The sequence below is a fragment of the Lysinibacillus halotolerans genome, from assembly GCF_003711845.1.
Classification (GTDB): Bacteria; Bacillota; Bacilli; order Bacillales_A; family Planococcaceae; genus Ureibacillus; species Ureibacillus halotolerans.
Window position 1 is genome coordinate 1 of the sequence record NZ_RHLQ01000002.1, and the last position, 17,396, is coordinate 17,396.

Annotated in this window: 19 protein-coding genes; 14 read left to right on the forward strand and 5 right to left on the reverse strand. The window is 33.1% G+C overall.

Annotated features, from left to right (window positions below):
* On the forward strand, nucleotides 1-191 hold a 191-nt coding region (locus EC501_RS18545; protein WP_206613368.1), incomplete at its 5' end, for a hypothetical protein.
* A 230-nt stretch (nucleotides 192-421) separates the two neighbouring features.
* Here EC501_RS18545 and EC501_RS01435 read toward each other — a convergent pair.
* Nucleotides 422-586 (reverse strand): aspartyl-phosphate phosphatase Spo0E family protein, encoded by a 165-nt coding sequence (locus EC501_RS01435; protein ID WP_122970513.1) that lies wholly within the window; start codon nucleotides 584-586, stop codon nucleotides 422-424.
* A gap of 822 nt (nucleotides 587-1,408) precedes the next feature.
* Between EC501_RS01435 and EC501_RS01440 the strand changes: the two genes are divergently transcribed.
* From EC501_RS01440 to EC501_RS01455, 4 genes are all read left to right on the forward strand, one after another.
* On the forward strand, nucleotides 1,409-1,867 hold the full coding sequence (locus EC501_RS01440; protein WP_122970514.1) for an SRPBCC family protein: 459 nt from the start codon (nucleotides 1,409-1,411) through the stop codon (nucleotides 1,865-1,867).
* Nucleotides 1,868-2,072: 205 nt separating this feature from the next.
* Nucleotides 2,073-3,596, forward strand: a complete 1,524-nt coding sequence (locus tag EC501_RS01445; protein ID WP_122970515.1) for a DEAD/DEAH box helicase — start codon at nucleotides 2,073-2,075, stop codon at nucleotides 3,594-3,596.
* Between the two features lie 58 nt (nucleotides 3,597-3,654).
* Nucleotides 3,655-4,437 carry a YqhG family protein gene (locus tag EC501_RS01450; protein WP_122970516.1) on the forward strand — a complete coding sequence of 261 codons (783 nt, stop codon included), beginning with the start codon at nucleotides 3,655-3,657 and terminating at the stop codon, nucleotides 4,435-4,437.
* Between the two features lie 97 nt (nucleotides 4,438-4,534).
* The gene (locus tag EC501_RS01455) at nucleotides 4,535-5,365 is read left to right on the forward strand and encodes a carbonic anhydrase (protein WP_158599654.1); all 831 of its coding nucleotides are present in this window, start codon (nucleotides 4,535-4,537) and stop codon (nucleotides 5,363-5,365) included.
* A gap of 40 nt (nucleotides 5,366-5,405) precedes the next feature.
* Here the strand turns inward: EC501_RS01455 and cbpA are convergent, their stop codons facing one another.
* Nucleotides 5,406-6,050: a cyclic di-AMP binding protein CbpA gene (gene cbpA, locus EC501_RS01460; RefSeq protein ID WP_122970518.1), complete on the reverse strand. Its 645-nt coding sequence runs from the start codon at nucleotides 6,048-6,050 to the stop codon at nucleotides 5,406-5,408.
* A 189-nt stretch (nucleotides 6,051-6,239) separates the two neighbouring features.
* Between cbpA and EC501_RS01465 the strand changes: the two genes are divergently transcribed.
* Nucleotides 6,240-6,614, forward strand: coding sequence for a DUF378 domain-containing protein (locus tag EC501_RS01465; protein ID WP_122970519.1), 375 nt, complete (start codon nucleotides 6,240-6,242; stop codon nucleotides 6,612-6,614).
* A 40-nt stretch (nucleotides 6,615-6,654) separates the two neighbouring features.
* Here the strand turns inward: EC501_RS01465 and EC501_RS01470 are convergent, their stop codons facing one another.
* Nucleotides 6,655-7,302, reverse strand: a complete 648-nt coding sequence (locus EC501_RS01470; protein WP_122970520.1) for a hypothetical protein — start codon at nucleotides 7,300-7,302, stop codon at nucleotides 6,655-6,657.
* A 211-nt stretch (nucleotides 7,303-7,513) separates the two neighbouring features.
* Here EC501_RS01470 and EC501_RS01475 point away from each other — a divergent pair, with 211 nt between their 5' ends.
* Complete coding sequence (locus EC501_RS01475; protein ID WP_122970521.1) at nucleotides 7,514-8,008, forward strand: hypothetical protein; 495 nt, start codon at nucleotides 7,514-7,516, stop codon at nucleotides 8,006-8,008.
* A gap of 4 nt (nucleotides 8,009-8,012) precedes the next feature.
* Nucleotides 8,013-8,549: a D-glycero-alpha-D-manno-heptose-1,7-bisphosphate 7-phosphatase gene (locus EC501_RS01480; RefSeq protein ID WP_122970522.1), complete on the forward strand. Its 537-nt coding sequence runs from the start codon at nucleotides 8,013-8,015 to the stop codon at nucleotides 8,547-8,549.
* Between the two features lie 59 nt (nucleotides 8,550-8,608).
* On the opposite strand, the gene EC501_RS01485 is transcribed toward EC501_RS01480, so the two are convergent.
* On the reverse strand, nucleotides 8,609-8,827 hold the full coding sequence (locus EC501_RS01485) for a hypothetical protein (protein ID WP_122970523.1): 219 nt from the start codon (nucleotides 8,825-8,827) through the stop codon (nucleotides 8,609-8,611).
* A gap of 153 nt (nucleotides 8,828-8,980) precedes the next feature.
* On the reverse strand, nucleotides 8,981-9,802 hold the full coding sequence (locus EC501_RS01490) for a uroporphyrinogen-III synthase (protein WP_122970524.1): 822 nt from the start codon (nucleotides 9,800-9,802) through the stop codon (nucleotides 8,981-8,983).
* A gap of 271 nt (nucleotides 9,803-10,073) precedes the next feature.
* Here EC501_RS01490 and nirB point away from each other — a divergent pair, with 271 nt between their 5' ends.
* From nirB to EC501_RS01520, 6 genes are all read left to right on the forward strand, one after another.
* Nucleotides 10,074-12,485, forward strand: a complete 2,412-nt coding sequence (gene nirB, locus EC501_RS01495; protein ID WP_122970525.1) for a nitrite reductase large subunit NirB — start codon at nucleotides 10,074-10,076, stop codon at nucleotides 12,483-12,485.
* Nucleotides 12,486-12,509: 24 nt separating this feature from the next.
* Complete coding sequence (gene nirD / locus EC501_RS01500; protein WP_122970526.1) at nucleotides 12,510-12,830, forward strand: nitrite reductase small subunit NirD; 321 nt, start codon at nucleotides 12,510-12,512, stop codon at nucleotides 12,828-12,830.
* A 44-nt stretch (nucleotides 12,831-12,874) separates the two neighbouring features.
* A complete protein-coding gene (locus tag EC501_RS01505) occupies nucleotides 12,875-13,726 on the forward strand; it encodes a formate/nitrite transporter family protein (protein WP_122970527.1) in 852 nt (283 codons plus the stop codon).
* Nucleotides 13,727-14,500, forward strand: coding sequence for a uroporphyrinogen-III C-methyltransferase (gene cobA / locus EC501_RS01510; protein WP_122970528.1), 774 nt, complete (start codon nucleotides 13,727-13,729; stop codon nucleotides 14,498-14,500).
* Between the two features lie 183 nt (nucleotides 14,501-14,683).
* Entirely contained in the window at nucleotides 14,684-15,685 is a 1,002-nt protein-coding gene (locus EC501_RS01515; RefSeq protein WP_122970529.1) for an N-acetylmuramoyl-L-alanine amidase, read from the forward strand.
* Between the two features lie 129 nt (nucleotides 15,686-15,814).
* On the forward strand, nucleotides 15,815-17,392 hold the full coding sequence (locus EC501_RS01520) for an alkaline phosphatase family protein (protein WP_122970530.1): 1,578 nt from the start codon (nucleotides 15,815-15,817) through the stop codon (nucleotides 17,390-17,392).
* Nucleotides 17,393-17,396 lie beyond the last annotated feature (4 nt).

The window sequence follows — 17,396 nt, forward strand, 5'->3', positions numbered from 1 at the left end:
ACTCTTATTTTCTTTATGAAAGGCTAATAAAACTTTTTGTTTCTTCTCCAAAGAAATCACCTCTATACGCTCCTAACTCTATGAAGTTAGGATTATTTTCATATAAAAGTGGCTCACTTTTCAACTGCGATGGTGGCTCAGTTTTAGCTTATCAAATACAGATGGATCAAACAGAAGAATATGTAACATGAGTAGCGAAATTAGAATGTGATATTCCAATCGTTGTTCATACATAATTATTTATGCAGCTACATATAATGTTGAAGATTGTAAGTAAGTGAAGGGTAATATACTTACACTTAAATGTAACGGCTAATTTCTCATAATTTGAAATTGAAAATCCCAGTTAAGCAGATTGACTCTAGCCTAACTGGGATAATATACAAATAAAAATTGTAATGTGATAATAAAAATTCCTCCTTTATGCAGCTTTATGTAAATAGATATTAAGTAAAGCATCTAATTCTTGGCTACATGTTACAGTTTCGGGGTGAGTAAAGCCTAAATTGTTTGCTTTTTTATACATATCCTTTCTTTTCATTTCAATAAGTAGTTTTAAAATTTGTCTATAAAATTTACTTCGCATTTAAATAATCCTCCAAGATTTAGTATTATATTAAAATTTAATAGATTTGTAATTTACTTTAGTAATTGTATATTACTTATCTTAAAAATTATGTCGGTTCATGGTTGAAAAAACGGAATTCACAAATATGTCACAATTAATCTTTTAAATAGACACATATTTTCATTTTAATCTTTGTAATAAATTTTTTTTTTGCGTAACGCTAGTAATCCCTAACAACCTCCGTATTTTAAAATAATCAAGACTTGTTTTAAAAAAATTAGTCCAATTAAGGTGAATTTGTCAAAATGCAAATTGTCGAAGTCGACACATACTCGAATAATGACGATTTTTTAAGAATACTTGTTGAAAAGAAAGAAAATAAATGAGTGATTAAATAGTTAGAAAATTTGAAATTTTTAATTGAAAAATATTATATTACAAAACTATTATTGGATCACTTTCAAAGTGAAAAATTTCACATTTTCTAATTTCTCCATGGAGCTTTTGTACTACTAATTTTCAAATTGTATAAAATAGTATACATGTATAAAATAGTTTACAAAAGATATTTTATATAATTACTAACAAATTTACAATATTTTTCTTTTTACAATATGCTGAACTTTATGTTACAAAATGATGTGGATTTGGATATATTTGTAACAAAATATAGGGGAGCTAAAATTTAAATTAGCTGCTTTTGAAAGAGAAATTAACGTAGGTCTTTTAAATTAATTTCCATTTTTTGAGTTTCTGCTATCCGTATAAAGTTACAAGTTATTGGTAAATTATAGTTGGAAAAGATAGTATAAGAGTAAGACATACTTTGGGGGGGGAAAAGTGAAATCCTGGTCAAAAGAAATCGTAATTCATGCATCAATAGAAAAAATATGGAAGTTATTCGATGGTAATGTAGAAGAAATGCAAAAAATAATGCCTCAAGTTGTATCCCATGAACCGCTTAAGCTCACTTCCAATAAAGTTGGAAGTGTATATCTTCAAAAATATCGAGAAGGTAAACGAATCCAAGAGTATGAAGTAAAAACGTTAGAGTATGAGAATGAGTGCGATTATAAAAAACTAACGATAGGATTTAATCTTGCACAATGGTTTAATATATCAGCCCAATATGAATTGGAAAAAATAGATGATCAAAAAACGCTTTTTAAATACAAGACGACGAATCAACCTTTGAAATGGTTTTTAAAACCATTAGTAAAGTTTGCATCTGATAAACCTGTTATTCAATTTATGGGAAGGGTAAAAAAAGTAGCAGAAGCTGACTTAAAGGACAGATAAGTTTCTGTTCTTTTTTTGTTCCTTTACGTATATCATCCAAAGGTATAAATGGGTCTTCCAAATAAAATGAAACAAATCCCACTTATTTCTAAAAACATCCATAAATTTATTATTTTCACTAAAATGCTTGTTTTACTCCAATGTTCATTTATATTTTTTTATTTTTTGGACATTATAAAAGTTATAACAAGCGAGGTGTCTTCAAATGATTATTGAACGATCGACTAACTGGAGAGAGGACTTTTTTGAACGCTTTGAACAAGATGGTCCATGGGATAGTTGGACCCTTTATAAAATGAGTTATGAAATTGAGAAAATGAACTTAATACCTGAGTTTTCCGGATTGCAAGCTCCGAAATTTTTAACAAACTTACAATTATTACCTCATCAAGTAGAAGCAGCCCAAACCGTTATCGAAAAGATGAATGGAAAAGCGATTTTAGCAGATGAGGTAGGTCTAGGGAAAACCATAGAAGCCGGTTTGATTATGAAAGAATATATGATTCGTGGTTTAGTGAAGAAAGCCCTTATTTTAGTTCCCGCATCGTTGCAAAACCAATGGGTGACAGAGTTGAATGTACGTTTTTTCATACCAGCTATCTCCTATCGGAAAAATACACCTATTGATCATTATGATGTGGTAGTTATGAGTATGGATACTGCCAAAAAAAGTCCCCATCGAGAAAAAATTTATGAACAAGATTACGATATGATCATTATAGATGAAGCACATAAATTAAAAAATCATAAAACGCAAATCTATGAATTCGTACAAAGTTTAAAGAAAAAGTTTTGCCTGTTATTAACAGCAACACCGATTCAAAATGATGTATTTGAGATCTTTTACTTAGTTTCTTTATTAAAACCTGGTCATTTAGGTAACTATGAGGCATTTCAAAGTTCCTTTTCAGCTACAAAAAATAGTCTAGATGGAGAGAAATATTTAAGAGAGCTTGTGAATCAAGTAATGGTAAGGAACAGAAGACATGATACGGGAGTTGAGTGGACAAGAAGGAAAGTTCAAACGATAACAGTACAGTTCACTGAACAAGAAAAAGAAGTTTACGACATGATTAGTGAATTGAAATCAATATCCTCAATCTTTTCAAGCTCCTTTACAATGGTGACTTTACTGAAGGAAATGTGTAGCAGTAAAGAAGCGACCTTTTTAACGTTAAATAAAATGCTCCAAAAATGTGCTCAATCAGAAGAGAAGGAATATATAGAAGCAATAATGGAGAAGTTAATGAATCTAGAAATTAATGCAAAAGCGGAAAAGGTAATCGAAATTATAGAAAAAGCACAAGATAAAGTCATTATTTTTACTGAATATCGAGCAACACAAGCTTATTTACAATGGTATTTATACACAAAAGGAATTACTAGTGTATTATTTAACGGGAAATTTAGTAAAAGTAAACGGGATTGGATGAAACAATTATTCCGAGAACGTGCTCAAGTGCTTATAGCAACAGAGTCTGGAGGAGAGGGGATTAACCTTCAATTCTGTCATCATGTTATTAACTATGATTTACCGTGGAATCCGATGAAGTTGGAACAAAGAATAGGGCGTGTTCACCGTTTAGGACAAGAAGAAGATGTCCATATTTATAATTTAGCGATTGAACAGACGATTGAGCAGAAAATTTTAGATTTATTAAGTAGTAAAATTGATGTTTTTGAAAAAGTAGTAGGAGATTTAGACGACATTTTAACTCGAAAGGCGTAATTGTTGGATGATTAACTATAAAAAAATAGACCTTGGATGAAAAAGGGGTACTAATTTTATGTATGCTGAGGAAATTCATAATTATTTAAAAAGCTTTTTTAATGAAACAGGTTGCGAAGTTCTATCTGATGAAGGGCATTTATTAATGGTTCAATTAACAGTTGATATTGATAAAAAAATAATGAATCGCCCCTTCTACTGGCAATATATCGAGGCAACAAATAGTACGCCAAATCCAGCCAGACTTACATTAATTACGAATCGAACAAAAATAGATAATCCATTAATGGGTGAAATTATTCATTTCGGTTCTGGAAGATTAAATCAAATATTTAAAGCAACAAAGGACCTTGGTTCATTCGTAAAGATGTATCAACAATTTAGTAATGAGGAAGGGAAACAACAAACGTTAACACCATATTTTTGTGTTAATTATAAAGTTTCCTATTATTGTGATTACACAAAGGAAAAGCTTTATTCTTTAGGAATTAATTTAATAAATGGCGAGATTGAAGACCATTTTCATGAATTTGTTAGTCAATTAGATTTGGCACCTCTACCACCTAAAGATACTTTTTGTTTGCAATATATTATAAAGCCAGCAAGAGCTTTGGAACGGTTAGATTTAATGATTCAAAATATTATCCAAAAGGATGATCATTCTTGGGCAGAAGAAGCAAAAAAACGATGGGTTAAAGAACAGGAAGTGTTAGATTACTTTTATGTTGGCGTAAAAGAAAAACCGGAAAGTTATGAAATTGAGAAAAGGGGATTGGAAGACCGGTTTAACCCTCGAATTAAAGTCGAAATCATCAACGGAGGTTTATTTTATATTAAATAATTTTTCCTTATAAAAATAAAAATTTTCTTATGTTGAATAGAAAGAATAGATTATTGGCTACCTTGATAAAAAGTATATGAAAAAGGAGAAAACACAAATGAAAAAAAGCTACATCTATGCTTTTTTATTAATTGCCATTGTTGTAGTCGCAGTAAGCTATACAGTAAATCCTCCAATTGAACAAGCCCCAGTTGAAAATAAACAACAATTAACAGCGAACAATGGGGCTTCTCCTAATGGGGAAACGAACAATTCAAATGAAATGTTGAATGTTAATTCCAATTATGAAGCTTGTGGCAAAGGTACATTACAATCGCCTATTAACATAGAAGTAAATGAAACGATTGACGAAGAGCAGGCAAAAAAATTAGCAGAACAAGTGTCATTAAATTACGATCAAGCGATATTTGCGGTGGAAAATATTGGACATACAATAGAAGCTAACTCAACTACTTTAGATAATTCTCTTTTAATGAACGACAAGGAATTTAAATTAACAGGAATTCATTTCCATTCTCCGAGTGAGCACCAATTAAATGGCCAATACTTCGATATGGAAGCGCAACTTTTCCATGAATCAGAAGAGGGTGAGCTAGCCATTATCGGTTTATTCATTGAAAGTGGAAAAGAAAATGCCGTTTTAGCAGAAATGTGGGATGAAATACCAACTGATGGTGATGCGGCAGCGAAATTGTTAAAAAACCCTGTTGATTTACAACAGCTTTTACCTGAAAATAAAGAAGTATATCAATATGTGGGATCTTTAACAGCTCCTCCATGTACAGAAGGTGTTAACTGGTTAATCTTAGAGGAGCCAATTGAAATGTCGAATGAACAAATTAATCGTTTTAGCTCCATTTTTTTACAGAATAATCGGCCAATACAACAATTAAATGATCGAGATGTATATAAATTTAATTTAAATTAAAAGGAAATGCGATTGAGAAGTTTTTCTCAATCGCATTTGTTCATTTGAATTGATCTTGATTAAATATTTCTACATCGATTAGCCTTGCTCCTACTTTGTGAAGAAGTTCTTCTACTTCTTTAATGGTTTGGTTGTTTGCTCCTTTACCTAAAGTCACAATAATTCTTCTTAAATACCAATTGTCATCATCGATTGAAAATACACCCTTTATAGTAGATTTTTTCTTAATGAGAGTTAAAATTTTAGCTAAAATTCCTTCCGTATCAGGAAGGGCAATTGTTAATGCACAACTGCCTGTTTTATATCCCCAAGCTTCTTCCAACAATTCAAATACTTTCGAATGGGTAATAATGCCTACGAATTGTTGATGTTCATCAACTACAGCTAAATAGGGTAGTCGTTTTATTGAAAAGAACACTTTAAAAAAAGAGCTTTCTTCATAAATGTGTCCATCTACATCTTGAACAAGTTGTGATATCGGGATATCCATATTGGGTTGTTCCAATAAATGTTCCAAAATCGCTACTTTATATGCATTTCCAATAAATTTTTGCCCATGGTCATCAAGAATCGGAATGCAGCGGAAGCCAGATTCTTTCAGTTTTGTTAAAACAGAAGTACAACTTTCTGATTCTGTACACCATACAACATCACTTTTTTTCACATATCTTTGTTTTACGATCAATTTTTTTCTTCCCTTCTCGTTGAGCGATTCCAAATTTTCTTAATAAAAACTGGAAATTTGGGCAAATGATTTTCATCATATTTTAGAATATGACCGCATAATTCGTTATATTCAACGAATAACAGTATAAATTTATGCGGATTGCAAAAAATAAAGATGCACAATAAAAATTGATTGTAGGAGGTTCACATGGGTATTATATATCGAATTTCACTTGTTCTTGTCATTATTGGGGCAATTAACTGGGGATTAATCGGTTTATTTAATTTTGATTTAGTTGCAACACTGTTTGGAGGTCAAGAATCAGCATTATCAAGAATTGTGTATAGCCTAGTCGGATTAGCTGGTTTATTATGTATACCACTGTTGTTTAGAGAATTAAAAGATGACGAAGTGGTGCTTGAAGATAATCGTCATTCCAATGCATATACAAATATGAATTACCAAACAGAATTCGGTGATGAACCTGATTTTTCGAAGGAAGAAAGAGAACGGGCATTAAATCTTTACGAAAATGACGGAAAAGGCGACAAAGAAGATAAAAATAAAAATGATCTTGTTTAATAATGAAAAGCGTGTGATGAATTCACACGCTTTTTAATGTTTACTTTGTTAAGTAATCAAATTTCTTTGGAAATGTCACATCGATTTTTTTAAATTCTGCCTTTGCTTCCTCTACACGACTTTTTACTTTTTCTTTTGTTTTTTCGTCTAATTTTTCATAACTTTCATGCATTGGATGTTTAGGCATTTCAACTCCAAGAGCAGCTAATTTTTGATCTGCTTCTTTTTTTGTAATTGTCCCATCTTTCTTTTGCTTAAAGATTTCTTTTACTTTTGTTTTCGTTGTTTCATCTAAATTCTCAAATGCTAGACAATGCTTATGTTTTTCTGGGGGATTTACTCCAAGAGCTTTAAACTGCTGATTGGCCTCTTCTTTTGTAATTTCACCTGATTTTAATTGTTTGAAAATTTCCTTTATCTTTTTTTTCGTTTCATCGTCTAATTTATCAAATTGTTCGTATTTTTCTTTATGATCCGGTATTTCCAAACCAAGTTCCTTTAAGTCTGTTTTTAAAAAACTTAAAATATTGTCTACTTTTTCTTTTGTTTTAGGATCAAGTTGTTCATATTCATCGTGAAACTTATGATGGTTATTATGAGCGGAAACCGATGCTACAGAGCTAAAGGAAATTCCTACTGCTAGGAAAGTTGTTAAGACATAAATCCAATATTTATTTAATTGTTTCAATGTAGTCCCTCCTATTATTTTTTGATTTTCTCATTTATATTTTGCGTAAAAAGAAATGAATAATGTAACCATTTGTAGATTTTAAATTTGTACTTAAAAGTTACAAAAGGTTGTGGATTATTAAAGAAACGTTAATTTTCCATATATTGAATAACATCACCTAATTTATGGAATAATTGGTATATAATTATTCAAAAAGTAGGTGTTGAAGATGAATTATGTTTTCGTTTTAATTCTTTCTTTTGTTATGATGATTACAATTACCGCTACGAATGTGTATTTAGGTAAAAAAATATCTTACAATTACATACTTTATAATGCATCGATTACCTTTGGCAGTGGCGTAATTTTTTTTCTAGTAAAAATGATCGTAACGATAGATGTTGCTGGGAAAATAGAGCAACTTGCTGACATCGTCATAACGATGTTATTGATTTTAGTTTTCTTTATGTCATTAGTTGAAACGCTTGTGATTGAAGTAATGGAAAATGGAAAAGAGATAAAAGGGAATCTCCAAACATTTACAAATAAAGTAAAAGCAATAGACAGGGGAACGATTAAACAAATCCCTGGAATGTTCCATACGATTAAAAACAAAATGATCACGAAATCGAAATCCCTTTTCCCCGTATTTATTAGTTATATTAAAAAGGTAAAGTTAATTGATCATTTAATAAAAAATAAAGTTATAAATAAAAAGGTGTGAAGGAATGAATAGTGCTGTGTTTTTAGATCGGGATGGCGTTATTAATGAGGTTTTAACTAATCGAGTGAAGTTTGTAAATCAACCAAAGGATTTTTATTTTTTACCGGGTGTTCCAGAAGCCATTAAACAATTAAATCGCTATTTTGATTTTATTTTTGTAGTGACAAATCAAGGGGGAGTAGGACTTGGTTTTATGAAGGAGTCTCAACTTATTCAAATTCACGAACATATGGTGAAGGAATTAGCTAAATTTGGTGCAATCATACATGATGTGGCCTTTTGTCCTCATAAACCGAAAGCAGGATGTGAGTGCCGAAAACCAGGCAGTAAAATGCTAATCGATTTAAGTAGAAAATATCATGTGAATTTAGAGAACAGCTATATGGTAGGAGATACAGATACGGATATACAAGCGGGTAAAAAAGCAGGGACGAAAACGTTCTTCCTTGGTGAAAATGATCCATTAGCCGATGCTGTTTTTCCTGATTTACTTTCAGCATCTCAATGGATTATACAAGACGTACAAGCTCATTTAAAATGAAAAAACCACTTTGAAATGCTGTAGGAGCAAAAAAGTGGTACTGATAATCATAACAACTTTTATCTTCTTTTCTTCTTATCTACGTTATTGACTAAAGATTGTTTCTTTACTGTTTCTAATTCAAGCTGTACATGATATTTGTTAGGCTCAATTTCGGTTACACTTATTACTTTTCCTTTACGACCTTTCAGTTTAATTTCAGCACCTTCAGTTGGAATATGATTAAGTAATTGACTAATAAAAAGGTTATTTTTTTCATAAAAATGAACAGCAAACATGAGTCCATCTCCTTTTAAGAAATTTACTTCCATTCTATGAAGGGAATCAAAATATAGAAGGACTTATAAAGGAGAAGAGGAAATATTTTTAAGTTTTAATTAAAGAATGGCTAATTCATTTTGATGAATTAGCCATTTATAATGAGACAAAGGTTAATTGGACCTAGTGACGCTTTCCTTAAAATATTTATTTAAAGTCATTAAAGCACTCCCGATTCGTTCATCTTGAGGAATGAGCATTCTTTTAACTCCTTGTTCCTTTAAGGCATTACCTGTCACTTTTCCTATTGGAAGCGCTAAAACGTTTTCTTCCAATGCACTTAAAAGTTCAAAATGAAGATTGCGTTGTTTCGCATATTTTAAAACGTAATGTACTTGTTGAACGCTAGTAAAACTGACAGCATCCAATTGATTTGTTAGAATTTCATTCAATAGTTGTTCCAATATCTCCTTTTGAGGTGGGATATGTTGATATGGAATAATTTCCTGAAAGTTTGCTTGTTGCTCCTTTAACCAATTTATCAATTCAATTGAAGGGGATCCGTATAATTGAACGGCAACGGATTGATTCTTAAGATTATGGGAAGCAAATGCACGAATTAGTCCTGCAATACTTCCATCATCATCTCTAACAATCGGAAATAATCCTCTTTTCTTTAAGGAATTCGCACCTTTATACCCGCGAACGGCAATTTTCATAGTGGAAAGGGCTTGTTGAAGATTTTCTTCATAATCCATCTCCTTTGCAACCTCAAATAATTTATCAATTCCAATACCTGTTGTGAAAATAATCCATTGAAATTTACCGTTAATAATTTCTTTAATTTCACTACCTATAAAACTGGAGTCAAAAAATACAGTTCCTTGCGCTGGTCGGTGAACAGCAGAACCTCCAAGTTGCTTAATAATATTCATTTGTTCGTCTACTTTACGTGTGCCTAATAAGGCAATACATTTATCGTCTAATCCACCCATTGTTTCGCCCTCCTAAACTATTCTTTATTTCATATTAACAGAAAACCGATGATAAAATTCTAAATGTTAAAAAAACTTACATAAATTTTATGAAAACGTTTAAAAATCCGTCAAATTTGACTTCTTACTATAAAAATCAAGCAAAAAGAAAGCGTTTTCTATGAAAAATTGGAAAAAAGATGCTTTACAAATACTTCTTATGTGATATTATCTGACATAGATATAGTTTAGAATTTTCTGTTAATTCAAAACGATAAGAGGAGGATTATAAATGGAAAAAAGACGATTAGTCCTTGTTGGAAATGGGATGGCGGGTGTAAAAACAATCGAAGAAATTTTAGCAATTTCAAAAGATCAATTTGAAATAACGATAATTGGTGAAGAACCTCATCCAAATTATAATCGAATTTTATTGTCTAAAGTATTACAAGGTGATACGACGTTAGATGATATCACATTAAATGATTGGGATTGGTATGAGGAGAACAATATTCAATTGTTAACGAATGAAAAGGTAATTTATATTGATAGAGAAGAAAAGATGATTACAACAAATGTGGGAACAACTTTAACCTATGATGAGCTTATATTAGCTACTGGATCAAAACCATTTATTTTACCGATACCTGGAGCGGACTTAGAGGGAGTAACGACTTTCAGAGACATGAAAGATACCGATGAAATGCTTGCAGCCTCAAAAAAATATCGAAAAGCAGCTGTAATTGGAGGGGGACTTTTAGGATTAGAAGCGGCTAGAGGTTTATTAAATTTAGGAATGGATGTAACGGTTGTACACCTTGGAGAAAATTTAATGGATCGACAATTGGATGAAGCTGCAGCTACTTTATTAAAAAAAGAGTTGGAAAAACAAGGGATGCGTTTTTTACTACAAAAAAATACAACAGAAATAGTTGGTCAAAAAAGAGTGGAATTTTTAAAGTTTTCAGATGGAGAAACATTGATGTGCGACCTAGTTGTGATGGCAGTTGGGATTAAACCGAATATCGATTTAGCAAAAAGTGCGGGGCTTAAAACGAACCGTGGCATTATAGTCAATGACTTCTTGGAAACGAGTTTTCCTAACATATATGCTGTTGGAGAATGTGCAGAACATAATGGAATCGCATACGGATTAGTTGCTCCGCTTTTTGAACAAGGGAAAGTATTAGCTAAAAAGATTAGTGGATATGAAACAACTCCTTATAAAGGTTCAGTTGTATCTACCCAATTAAAAGTTTCTGGAGTGGAAGTTTTTTCTGCTGGAGATTTCATCGAAGGCGGAGAAAGAAAAGCTTTAAAGGTGTTTGACGAACAAGATGGTATTTATAAAAAAATGGTATTTGTCGGAAAGAAGTTAGTCGGTGCGGTACTGTTCGGTGATAGTAAAGAAGGAAATCGACTTTTTTCCATGATTAAAAAACAGGCTGATATTTCAGATACAGTAAAGGTAAGTTTATTGCAGCCGATTGGAGGTGATTCGGGCGAAAGTGTTGTTGCGTCAATGGCTTCCGATGAAATCATTTGTGGTTGTAATGGTGTATCTAAAGGAACAATCGTACAAGCGATTCATGAACAGGAGTGTACATCTGTTGATGGAATAAAAGCATGTACGAGTGCTTCAAGATCGTGCGGCGGCTGTAAATCAATGATCTCTGAATTACTTGAAATCACTTTAGGTGATCAATTTGTTGCAACAGCTTCGAAAGAAACTTTGTGTAGTTGTACGGATTTATCCCGTGACGAAGTTTTAGATGCAATTCGTAACAAAAAATTAATGCATACTCGGGAAGTGATGAATGTTTTAGGTTGGTCGACTAGTGAAGGCTGTTCAAAATGCCGTCCAGCTCTAAATTATTATTTAGGCATGATTTATCCACTTGACTATGAAGATGAAAATGAATCCCGTTATGTAAATGAACGCTTACATGCCAATATTCAAAAGGATGGTTCCTTTGGTGTTGTACCCCGTATGTATGGGGGTGTGACAAATTCAGATCAATTACGGAAAATCGCCGATGTGGCTGATAAATATAACGCAAAGTTATTGAAAATTACTGGTGGCCAACGAATTGATATTTTCGGTATCGAAAAAGAAGATTTACCTAAGGTTTGGGAAGAACTTGATATGCCTTCAGGTTATGCATATGGTAAAACTTTACGAACAGTGAAAACATGTGTTGGAGAAACGTTCTGTCGTTTTGGCACACAGGATTCTATGAGTTTAGGAATTGCTTTAGAGAAACGTTTAGAACGAGTAGGCAGTCCCCATAAATTTAAAATGGCCGTATCCGCTTGCCCGAGAAATTGTGCCGAATCAGGTATTAAAGATTTTGGTGTAGTTGGAGTAGAAGGTGGATTTGAAATGTATGTAGGGGGGAATGGAGGTACCCATCTACGAGCAGCTGACCTACTAGGAAAAGTAAAAACAGCGGACGAAGTAATTGAATACGCATCAGCTTACTTCCAATATTATCGCGAAACGGGAATTTATTTAGAACGGACATCTAAATGGTTAGAGCGAATGGGCTTAGACAATATTAAAGCCGTTATTGAAAATCCAAAACAACGAAAAGAATTAAATGAACGATTAGAAGTTGCTTTATCTGTTCAACAAGATCCTTGGAAGAAGATTATTCATAGTGAGAAGTTAAAAAGTGAGTTGTTTGAAAAAGTAAAAGTCTAATTATTCCAAACGGGAGGGAACAGGATGAAACAAGTAGTGGAACGTATAAAGGTATTAAAAATTGATGAAGTAGCAAAGGACTTCGGAAAAACGATTCGTGTAGGAGAAACAGAAATAGCTTTATTTCATTTGAAAAGTGGGGAATTTTATGCGATTGAAAATCGGTGTCCCCACAAAGGCGGTGTATTAGTAGAAGGTTTAATTAGTGGACAGCATGTTTTTTGCCCAATGCACGATTGGAAAATTGACGTTACGACAGGTAAAGTTCAAGAACCGGATCATGGATGTGTCAAAACTTATCAAGTAGAAGTCAAAGGGGACGATGTTTATATTCTTCTTTCTTAATCATTTAAGGAAGTATCCACTATTAAATAAAAAGGAGAATGCCTATGTCATATGTAAAACCGAAGCAAGTGATTGAAAATATGATTGAAGCAGGGACAGACAAAGCAAAACTATCGATTCATAATATGGTCTTACGGGGTATATTATCAGGTGCTTTATTAGGGTTTGGAACAACATTGGCTTTCTCAGCTGAAATGCAAACAAAATTAGGCATTGTAGGTGCGATTCTGTTTCCTGCTGCTTTTGTTATCATTATTTTACTTGGATTGGAATTGGTCACTGGGAATTTTGCTTTAATTCCATTGGCAGTACTCGAGAAAAAAGCAACAATCAAAGAAATGTTTTCGAATTGGTTTTGGGTTATTGTAGGGCATTTAATTGGCGGCTTTATTTATGCGGTATTATTCGTTGTTACTGTAACAAATTTTGGAACGACATCGGAGAATATGATAGCTAAAAAAATTATTCAAGTTGCTGAAGCAAAAACAATTGGCTATCAGGCCATTGGCGCAACAGGCATTATTGTAGTTATAGTCAAAGCAGTTCTTTGTAATTGGATGGTCTCTCTAGGGGCTGTAATGGCAATGACTACTCAGTCTACTATTGGAAAAATTGTTGCGATGTGGCTACCTATTTTAATCTTCTTTGCTCAAGGATTCGAACATGCCGTAGTTAACATGTTTGTCATTCCAGCAGGTATGTTATTGGGTGCTGATGTTGGTTTTGGTGACTGGTGGGTTTGGAACCAAATTCCTGTGTTATTTGGGAATATAATAGGTGGTTTTATTTTTACAGGATTAGTCCTTTATGCAACTTACCATGGATTTTCAAAAAATGGAGTCAGCTTGTACAAAATAAAACAATCAAGTTCCATTAAAGAAGTAGAGGATTTATAAATGGGAACTGTATATATCGTAGGTGCTGGTCCAGGTGATGAAGAGTTGATTACAGTAAAAGGATTAAATTGTATAAAAAAAGCTGATGTTATTCTCTATGATCGATTGATTAATCCAAATTTATTGAAATATGCTAAAAAGGGAGCGGAAATCATTTCCTGTGGTAAGCTACCGAATTGTCATACGATGCAACAAAATACGATTAATCTTGAATTAGTAAAATACGCAAAGCAAGGAAAAATTGTTACTCGTTTAAAAGGTGGCGACCCATTTATATTTGGTCGAGGTGGTGAAGAAGCTGAAGCTTGTATTAATGCAGGAGTTCCTTTTGAAATTGTTCCTGGAATAACATCGAGTATTGCAACCGCTGCTTATGCAGGCATACCAGTAACTCACCGAAACTATAGTTCTTCTTTTGCGCTAATAACTGGCCATCGTAAACAAGGGGAAACAGATAATATGAATTGGTCCGCTTTAGCTTCAAGTATTGATACGTTAGCCATTTATATGGGAATGAGAAATTTAAAGCATATTACCGAACAACTAATTGCCAATGGTAAAAGTAAAGAAACACCCGTTGCCCTTATTCATAAAGGAACTACTGCTTTTCAGCGTACATTAGTAGGCACTTTAGATAATATTGAAGAAATGGCAAAGCAGGAGCAAATCACCAACCCTAGCATGATTATTGTTGGTGAAGTAGTTCGATTAAGAGAAAAATTAAACTGGTTTGAATCCAGTGTTCAACTTCTGGTTGTAAATGATATTCCTTAATTCTTAAAAAGGATAGCTTATCAATCTCCAATACCTAATTTCGTGAAACTTTTTATTTACGGAAGTCTCTTTTCCTCCTATCGGATAGTATTTAATAGAATAGAGAATTCTTTTTCAAATTTGAGGCAACTGTTCTAACCTCTATTTATTCTATGCATATACTATTTCCGAGGGTGATGAAAAATGATAAAAATAGGATATGGTGCCGGTCATGGATATCATACACCAGGAAAACGGTCACCAGACGGAGAAAGAGAGTGGTCTTTTAACAATAAAGTTGCCCGTGCTTTTGCGAATGAATTAGCCTTGTATAAAGGGGTTATTACGAAAAGATTTGATGATCCAACTGGAGAAACAGATGTTCCATTAATTGTACGGACAAACGGCGCAAATAGTTGGGGTGCAGATTATTATATTTCATTTCATCACAACGCCCTATCTGGTCGATGGGGGACTCATACAGGTGTAGAAACATACACTTTCACATACCCATCTCCTCAAAGTGTTGCATTAGCAAACGCCATTCATCCAGCAGTTGTTAAAGCTTATGGCTTAACAAATAGAGGAATAAAACGAGCGAACCTACACATTGTTCGTGAAACAGAAATGCCTTCTATTTTAATTGAAGGCGGTTTTATGGATAGTACGATCGATATCGTAAAATTACGTAATGATGAAATTATAGCGAATGTTGGAAAATCTGTTGCCCAAAGTCTTGCTCGTTTTTTAGGGCTCAGTAAAGTAGCTGAATCTGAACAAGAAACACCGGTTTCAACACCTAGCCGACCTCCAGTAAATTCACTAACTCCAACACCAGTTCCAACACCAAGCGAAAAACCATCCCAGTCATCAACAAAACTTGCGGTAGATGGTTATTGGGGACCAGCAACAACAAGAGCATTGCAACGTCATTATGGTACAACAGTCGATGGTATTATTAGCGGCCAACCGAGAAATCCGTCGACTGTAAATATTCCATCAGCTCGCTTTGGTAGTGGCGGAAGCCAATTAATTCGTGCAATGCAGAAAGATTTAGGAACAACGGTTGATGGATTTATAAGTTATCCCTCACTCATGATTAGAGCATTACAAAGAAGATTCGGTACGACACAAGATGGTTTTATTAGTAAACCATCCCAACTTGTAAAAGCAATGCAAAGAGCGTTAAATAATGGAACATTTTAACTTAAAAAACTGTACTCCCTAGTTGCTAGAAATAATCTAACATTACGGAGTATAGTTTTTTCTTTTTTTAAGCATGTTAAATGAACCTTTAAACCATAATAATAGAAATTCATTTAAAAGGTGTTTAATATGCTGCGTAAAATTTTATTTACAGTTGTTGGTATCATTGTCATTTTAGGAATATTTGTTTTATCGTTATCCATGTCAAAAACTAAGGATATAGATGATATTGAGATTCAAACGAATAAGAAACCCGTTATTTTTATTACAGTCGATTCTCTTATGACCGAATCGCTTCAAAAAGCAATTGATCAAGGAAAGGCACCAGCACTAGAATTTTTAATTAAAAATGGAACGTTTTATTCAGATTTTGTTAGTTCCTATCCAACGATGTCCGTAACGATTGATAGTACGATTTTAACAGGTACTTACGCTAACGAGCATCGTATTCCGGGTTTAATTTGGTTTAATCAAAAGGAAAATCGAATGATTAGTTATGGAAGTGGTTTAGCTGAAATCTGGAACAATGGTATACGAAATGTCACGAAAGATAGTATTATTCATTTAAATAATGACCATTTAAATAAAGAGGTTTTAACGATTCATGAGGAGTTGGACAATAGAAATTTACAAAGTGCTTCTATTAACGGGCTTCTTTTTCGAGGAAACGAACGTCACCTATTAAATGTTCCGAAGATGGTTACGTGGCTTAATTTATTGCCAAAAAATGTTGAGGTAGTTGGTCCTACAATTTTGTCTTTAGGCGCTTTATCTCAATTGAATCCCCAAAATGATCGTCAAAAGTTTCTTTGGGATCGAATGGGTGTTAATAATGAATTTACGGTTAATGAATTGAACTATTTAATTGAACAACATAAATTACCTTCCTTTACCCTTGCTTATCTTCCTGATGCCGACGCGACTTTACATCGAAACGGTCCAGATGATTTATCGGCTATTGAAAAGGCAGATGAATCCCTTCAAAAACTGTTAAATAACTTCTCTTCATGGGATAAAGCAATTCAAGAAGTTACTTGGATTATAATGGGCGATAGTGCTCAATCTTTAGTGGAAAAGGATAAGAAAAAAGGTTTGATTGATTTAAATAAACTGTTAAATGGCTATAGCTTTTGGGATGGTGATAAACGGAATGGTCAAATTGCTATTGCCATTAATGAACGAATGGCTTACATCTATTTAAATGATGATAAATTATCGATAGATGAAATCGTTGGAAAGTTAAAGAAAGATGAACGGATTGGCTTTATAGCTTGGAAGGAAGCAGATCGTAATTATGTAATAAATCCTAATCAAAATGATTTACTCTCCTTTTATCCGGATGGATCATTTAAAGATAGTTATGGACAAAGTTGGCAGTTGGAAGGGGATTTAACTGTATTAGATTTAAATTTTGATCATGAAGGAACTATACAATTTAATGCGTATCCAGATGCTCTAGCTCGACTTCATGGTGCTCTACATTCAAATCCAGGTCGTTTTATTATTGTAGATGCCAAACCGCATTATGAATTTATCGAGGAACATAGTCATGATCATGCAGGAGGGGGAGCTCACGGTTCCCTTCATAAAATTGATTCACTCGTTCCGATGATAATTGTTGGAACAAATTCAAAGCCCGAAAGTCATCGCTTTGTAGAATTAAAAGAATGGTTAGTAGAAATAGTTGAAGAAGCAAATAATTCGTAATTGA

Excerpts from the sequence above, each read along its gene's own strand:
- EC501_RS01435 (WP_122970513.1), bottom strand. The coding sequence starts at position 586 with ATGCGAAGTAAATTTTATAGACAAATTTTAAAACTACTTATTGAAATG.
- EC501_RS01445 (WP_122970515.1), top strand. The coding sequence starts at position 2,073 with ATGATTATTGAACGATCGACTAACTGGAGAGAGGACTTTTTTGAACGC.
- EC501_RS01450 (WP_122970516.1), top strand. The coding sequence starts at position 3,655 with ATGTATGCTGAGGAAATTCATAATTATTTAAAAAGCTTTTTTAATGAA.
- EC501_RS01455 (WP_158599654.1), top strand. The coding sequence starts at position 4,535 with ATGAAAAAAAGCTACATCTATGCTTTTTTATTAATTGCCATTGTTGTA.
- EC501_RS01465 (WP_122970519.1), top strand. The coding sequence starts at position 6,240 with ATGGGTATTATATATCGAATTTCACTTGTTCTTGTCATTATTGGGGCA.
- EC501_RS01475 (WP_122970521.1), top strand. The coding sequence starts at position 7,514 with ATGAATTATGTTTTCGTTTTAATTCTTTCTTTTGTTATGATGATTACA.
- EC501_RS01480 (WP_122970522.1), top strand. The coding sequence starts at position 8,013 with ATGAATAGTGCTGTGTTTTTAGATCGGGATGGCGTTATTAATGAGGTT.
- EC501_RS01485 (WP_122970523.1), bottom strand. The coding sequence starts at position 8,827 with ATGTTTGCTGTTCATTTTTATGAAAAAAATAACCTTTTTATTAGTCAA.
- EC501_RS01490 (WP_122970524.1), bottom strand. The coding sequence starts at position 9,802 with ATGGGTGGATTAGACGATAAATGTATTGCCTTATTAGGCACACGTAAA.
- nirB (WP_122970525.1), top strand. The coding sequence starts at position 10,074 with ATGGAAAAAAGACGATTAGTCCTTGTTGGAAATGGGATGGCGGGTGTA.
- nirD (WP_122970526.1), top strand. The coding sequence starts at position 12,510 with ATGAAACAAGTAGTGGAACGTATAAAGGTATTAAAAATTGATGAAGTA.
- EC501_RS01505 (WP_122970527.1), top strand. The coding sequence starts at position 12,875 with ATGTCATATGTAAAACCGAAGCAAGTGATTGAAAATATGATTGAAGCA.
- cobA (WP_122970528.1), top strand. The coding sequence starts at position 13,727 with ATGGGAACTGTATATATCGTAGGTGCTGGTCCAGGTGATGAAGAGTTG.
- EC501_RS01515 (WP_122970529.1), top strand. The coding sequence starts at position 14,684 with ATGATAAAAATAGGATATGGTGCCGGTCATGGATATCATACACCAGGA.
- EC501_RS01520 (WP_122970530.1), top strand. The coding sequence starts at position 15,815 with ATGCTGCGTAAAATTTTATTTACAGTTGTTGGTATCATTGTCATTTTA.